Raw genomic sequence first — 4691 nt, forward strand, 5'->3', positions numbered from 1 at the left:
GCGTCTCCGTCCGCGCCCAGAACCGCATCCACCTCAGGGACGAAGGCGCCAATCGGCTGCTTTATCAAGCGCTCTCGGAGATCACGGGGCACGACCGGATCAAATCGGTTCCTCTGCCGGCAACGGAGGAAGAGCAGGCCTGCATCGTGCATGTCATTCCGCTTTGCGGACACGCACTCGATTTTTCACCGCAAGGCACCGCCATCGTTCTGATCGCCCAGCCCTCGGCATCCGCCGTGGACGATCTGCGCATTCTGAAGGGGCTCTACGACCTGACCCGCGGCGAAGCGCGCATCGCCATCGAAATCCAGAAGGGACTGCCCCTCCCCGAAATCGCCAAACGGCTGCAGATTTCCTACGAAACGGTGCGCAGCACCGCCAAGGTCGTTTATGCCAAAACCGGCAGCTCCGGGCAAAGCGACCTTGTCCGGCGCCTCTCGGTCGTCGATCGATACGCCCTGCCCCCTTCGGACTCTCCCCGGAACGGGTGAGCAAATCTGCCGATAGAGCACTCTTAACGGGAGGCTCCAAAACAAAACGCCGGGCACAACGCCCGGCGTTTTCAGTTTCGGAAGATTCAGCCTTACTCAGCTGCGGCACCCTCGCCGCCGGCGAGGTCCGCCAGCATCGGGGTTGCGACGCCGGCGCCGGTCGACTTGCGGCGCTCGTCGAGGATCATCTCGTCGCGGGCCGTCGCGATGCGGCGGATCTGGGTCATCGTGCCACCGGTACCGGCCGGGATGAGGCGGCCGACGATGACGTTTTCCTTCAGGCCCTGCAGGCCGTCGGTCTTGCCGGCGATCGCAGCTTCCGTGAGAACCTTGGTGGTTTCCTGGAACGATGCGGCCGAGATGAACGACGGGGTCTGCAGCGAAGCCTTGGTGATGCCGAGGAGGACCGGATCGCCGTATGCCGGCTTCTTGCCCTCTTCGATCAGCTGATCGTTGACGTCTTCCAGCTCGATACGGTCGATGTTGTCACCGACAATGTACGTCGAGTCACCGGCATCCGTGATCTCGACCTTCTGCAGCATCTGGCGAACGATCACCTCGATGTGCTTGTCGTTGATCACAACGCCCTGCAGACGGTAGACTTCCTGGATTTCGTTCACGAGGTAGGAAGCGAGTGCTTCCACGCCCTTGATCGCCAGGATGTCGTGCGGTGCCGGGTTACCGTCGAGGATGTAGTCACCCTTTTCGATATAGTCGCCGTCCTGAAGGTGGAAGGGCTTGCCCTTCGGGATCAGGTACTCGACCGGCTCAACACCGTCTTCCGACGGCTCGATCAGCACGCGACGCTTGTTCTTGTAGTCGCGGCCGAAGCGAACGGTACCGTCGATCTCAGCGATGACGGCGTGGTCCTTCGGACGACGGGCTTCGAACAGTTCGGCAACGCGCGGCAGACCACCGGTGATGTCCTTGGTCTTGGCGCTTTCCAGCGGCGAGCGGGCAAGAACGTCACCCTGGGAGACCTTCTGCCCCGGCTCGACCGACAGGATCGCGTCGACCGAGAGCAGGAAGCGAGCTTCGCCACCGCGGGACAGCTTGGCGACAGCGCCGTTCTTGTCCTTGATGACGATGGCCGGCTTCAGGTCCGTACCGCGCGGCGTCGAGCGCCAGTCGATGACCGAACGCTTGGTGATGCCGGTGGACTCGTCGGTCATTTCCAGAACCGAGATGCCGTCGACGACGTCTTCGAAGTGAACGGTACCCTCCACTTCCGTCATCATCGGACGGGTGTAGGGGTCCCATTCGGCGAGACGCTGGCCGCGCTTCACCTTGTCGCCGTCATCGACGAAGATCTTCGAGCCGTAGGCGACGCGCTGCGAGGACCGTTCCACGCCGCGCTCATCGAGGATCGTGACCGCCATGTTACGACCCATCGCGACGAGAACGCCTTCCGAGTTGCGCAGCATGTTGCGGTTCTTCATCTGCACCGTGCCTTCATACGATGCTTCCAGGAACGACTGGTCGACCACGGTCGCCGTGCCGCCAAGGTGGAAGGTACGCATGGTGAGCTGGGTGCCCGGCTCGCCGATCGACTGTGCCGCGATGACGCCGACGGCTTCGCCCATGTTGACGGGCGTGCCGCGTGCAAGGTCGCGACCGTAGCAGACGCCGCAAACGCCGGTCTGGATTTCGCAGGTCAGCGCCGAGCGGATACGGATCGACTGGATACCAGCCTTTTCGATCGCCAGGACATCCGGCTCGAGGATCATCTTGCCGGCATCGACGATGCGCTCACCCGTGACCGGATGATCGATATCGTCAAGCGCGGTACGGCCCAGAACGCGGGTGCCGATGGAGGCCACGACCTGGCCGGCATCGACGATCGCCGTCATGGTCAGGCCGCTTTCGGTGCCGCAATCGACATGCGTGACGATGCAATCCTGCGCGACGTCGACGAGACGGCGGGTCAGGTAACCGGAGTTCGCGGTCTTCAAGGCGGTGTCTGCCAGACCTTTACGGGCGCCGTGCGTCGAGTTGAAGTACTCGTTCACGGTCAGGCCTTCCTTGAAGTTCGAGATGATCGGCGTTTCGATGATCTCGCCCGACGGCTTGGCCATGAGGCCGCGCATGCCGCCCAGCTGACGCATCTGGTTCGGAGAGCCGCGGGCGCCCGAGTGGGACATCATGTAGATGGCGTTCATCGGCTTCTGACGACCGGTTTCCGGGTCGAACTCGACGGCCTTAATGCGGGCCATCATGTCCTCGGCAACCTTTTCGGTCGCCTTGCCCCAGGCGTCGACGACCTTGTTGTATTTCTCGCCCTGGGTGATCAGGCCGTCGTTGTACTGCTGCTCGTATTCCTTGACCAGGCTTTCGGTATCGCCGACGATCTTCGCCTTGGTTTCCGGAATGATCATGTCGTCCTTGCCGAACGAAATGCCGGCGCGGCAGGCATGGGCAAAGCCGAGCTGCATGATGCGGTCGCAGAAGATGACCGTGTCTTTCTGACCGCAGTGACGGTAGACCGTGTCGATCATCTTGGAGATGTTCTTCTTGGTCATTTCCTGGTTGCAGGTCTCGAACGGCACGTTGACGTTCTTCGGCAGAAGTTCGCCGATGATCATGCGGCCAGGCGTCGTTTCATAGATCTTCGACACCAGATTGCCGTCGGCATCCATGGTCTTGAAGCGACCGCGGATCTTGGCGTGCAGGGTGACGACCTTGTTTTCGAGCGCATGGTGCAGTTCGCCCATGTCGGAGAAGGCCATGCCTTCGCCCGGCTCGTTCTGGTTCATGATCGCCAGATAGTAGAGACCGAGAACCATGTCCTGCGACGGAACGATGATCGGCGCGCCGTTTGCCGGGTGCAGAATGTTGTTCGTCGACATCATGAGCACGCGCGCTTCCAGCTGGGCTTCCAGCGAGAGCGGAACGTGAACGGCCATCTGGTCACCGTCGAAGTCGGCGTTGAAGGCCGTGCAGACGAGCGGGTGCAGCTGGATGGCCTTGCCTTCGACCAGGATCGGTTCGAAGGCCTGGATGCCCAAGCGGTGCAGCGTCGGTGCGCGGTTCAGCAGAACCGGATGTTCGCGGATGACCTCGTCGAGGATATCCCAGACTTCAGGCTTCTCTTTTTCAACGAGCTTCTTGGCCTGCTTGACGGTCGAGGAGAAACCCTTGGCGTCGAGGCGGGCGTAGATGAACGGCTTGAACAGTTCGAGCGCCATCTTCTTCGGCAGGCCGCACTGGTGCAGCTTGAGTTCCGGACCGGTCACGATGACCGAACGGCCGGAATAGTCGACGCGCTTGCCGAGCAGGTTCTGGCGGAAGCGGCCCTGCTTGCCCTTGAGCATGTCGGACAGCGACTTCAGCGGACGCTTGTTGGCGCCGGTGATGACGCGACCGCGGCGGCCGTTGTCGAACAGGGCGTCAACCGATTCCTGAAGCATGCGCTTCTCGTTACGGATGATGATGCCCGGTGCGCGCAGCTCGATGAGGCGCTTCAGACGGTTGTTACGGTTGATGACGCGACGATAGAGGTCGTTCAGGTCCGACGTCGCGAAACGGCCGCCGTCCAGCGGAACGAGCGGACGCAGGTCCGGCGGGATCACCGGAACGACCTTCATGATCATCCATTCCGGACGGTTGCCGGATTCCATGAAGTTCTCGACGATCTTCAGGCGCTTCATCAGCTTCTTCTGCTTCAGATCCGACGTGGTGTCGGCCAGATCCTGACGCAGGTCGCCGGCGATGCGCTCGAGGTTCATCGAGGCGAGCATCTCGTAGATGGCTTCGGCGCCGATCATCGCCGTGAACTGGTCTTCACCATATTCATCGACGGCGATCATGTATTCTTCTTCGGAAAGAAGCTGGTTTTCCTTGAGCGCGGTGAGGCCCGGCTCCGTCACGATGTAGTTCTCGAAATAGAGAACGCGCTCGACATCCTTCAGCGTCATGTCGAGCAGCGTCGAGATGCGCGAGGGAAGCGACTTCAGGAACCAGATATGGGCAACGGGAGCAGCGAGCTCGATATGGCCCATGCGCTCACGGCGAACGCGCGACAGCGTGACTTCCACGCCGCACTTTTCGCAGATGATGCCCTTGTACTTCATGCGCTTGTACTTGCCGCACAGGCACTCGTAGTCCTTGATCGGCCCGAAGATGCGCGCGCAGAAGAGACCGTCGCGTTCCGGCTTGAACGTACGGTAGTTGATGGTTTCCGGCTTCTTGATCTCGCCATAC

The 4691-nt window shown here is 61.4% G+C and carries 2 protein-coding genes; one reads left to right on the forward strand and one right to left on the reverse strand.

Translation table 11 applies throughout. The annotated features are described in order from the left end of the window. The coding region (locus ACOZK4_RS07815) for a helix-turn-helix transcriptional regulator (RefSeq protein WP_421591402.1) at positions 1 to 491 on the forward strand (491 nt) is incomplete at its 5' end. A 92-nt stretch (positions 492 to 583) separates the two neighbouring features. On the opposite strand, the gene rpoC is transcribed toward ACOZK4_RS07815, so the two are convergent. Then, a partial coding sequence (rpoC, locus tag ACOZK4_RS07820) for a DNA-directed RNA polymerase subunit beta' (protein ID WP_421591403.1) occupies positions 584 to 4691 on the reverse strand: 4108 nt, incomplete at its 5' end.

Source organism: Shinella sp. M27 (genome assembly GCF_049199905.1).
Taxonomy (GTDB): domain Bacteria; phylum Pseudomonadota; class Alphaproteobacteria; order Rhizobiales; family Rhizobiaceae; genus Shinella.